This is a genomic window from Kitasatospora sp. GP82 (genome assembly GCF_029892105.1).
Taxonomy (GTDB): domain Bacteria; phylum Actinomycetota; class Actinomycetes; order Streptomycetales; family Streptomycetaceae; genus Kitasatospora.
Genome location: NZ_JARZAJ010000134.1, coordinates 1 through 1,218 on the forward strand (window position 1 = coordinate 1; position 1,218 = coordinate 1,218).

The 1,218-nt window shown below is 75.4% G+C and carries 1 protein-coding gene; it reads left to right on the top strand.

Going from position 1 to position 1,218, the window contains the following annotated elements; translation table 11 throughout:
- Positions 1-4 precede the first annotated feature (4 nt).
- Positions 5-1,218, top strand: a 1,214-nt coding sequence (locus P3T39_RS37455) for an ATP-binding protein (protein WP_280703798.1), incomplete at its 3' end; no start/stop codon positions are given.

The window sequence follows — 1,218 nt, forward strand, 5'->3', positions numbered from 1 at the left end:
GCTGATGCTTCGTGCTGGATCGTCACCCGGAGGCCGGCGCTCCGCTCCTGTTCTCGTGTGGCTCCTGCCCACGGTGGTGATGGCGGCCGCCGCTGTCGTCGCCGCGTCGGTGGCCTCCACCGGCGCCCGCGCGGGAGTCGTCTGGTGCGGGGTGGTGGGCACCGCGGCGGTGGCCGTGGTGGCCGCCGAGGCGGCCCGCCGCGGGCGCGCGCTCGCCGAGCTGCGAGCACGCTACGCCCAGCAGGAGGCCGAACTCGGGCACCGCCTCGCCCAGCAGGAGGCCCAGACCATGCAACTGGCCGCGGTACTGCTGCCCGAAGCGGTGGCCCGCCTGCAGCAGGGCGAGTTCGTGGAGGACGTCCTGCGGGACGCCGCCTCCCACGACGGCGCCGTGACGCCCGAGTTCCGCACCGCCCAGCAGACCGTGCTGCGCTCGGTACTGGAGGCCGTGGACGCGGAGGAGGGCCTGCGCGAGTCGGCCCAGCGGGCCTTCGTGAACATCGCCCGCCGCGTCCAGGCCATCGTCCACCGCCAGGCCCAGGACCTGCGCGAGATGGAGGACCGCCACGGCAACGACCCGGCCGTCTTCGACGACCTGCTGCGCCTGGACCACGGCAACGCCCTGGTCGGCCGCCTCGCCGACAGCATCGCCGTCCTCGGCGGCGCCCGGCCCGGCCGGCAGTGGAGCAGGTCGGTGCCGCTGTACAGCGTGCTGCGCGGAGCCGTGTCGCGGATCCTGGACTACCAGCGGGTGGAGCTCCACCCCGTGTCCGAGGTCGCCGTGGTCGGCCCGGCCGTCGAGCCGCTCATCCACGCCCTCGCCGAGCTGCTGGACAACGCCACCCGCTACTCCCCGCCGCAGACCCGGGTCCATCTGACCGCCGTCGAGGTGCAGACCGGTATCGCGGTCGAGATCGAGGACGGGGGCCTGAGCCTCAGCGAGGAGGGCCGCGCCCGCGCCGAGCGGATGCTCAAGGAGGCCCAGGCCGGCATCGACCTCAACGACCTCGGCGAGACCCCCCGCCTCGGCCTGGCCGTCGTCGGCCGGCTCGCGCAGGCGTACGGCTTCCAGGTCTCGCTGCGGCCCTCCGCCTACGGCGGCGTGCGCGCCGTGCTGATCGTGCCGCAGACACTGATCACCACGGCGCCCGCCAGCGGCCGGGCCCACGGCATCGGCGTGGCCTCCGGTCCCCGTCCGGCTGTCGCCACCCGGGCGGC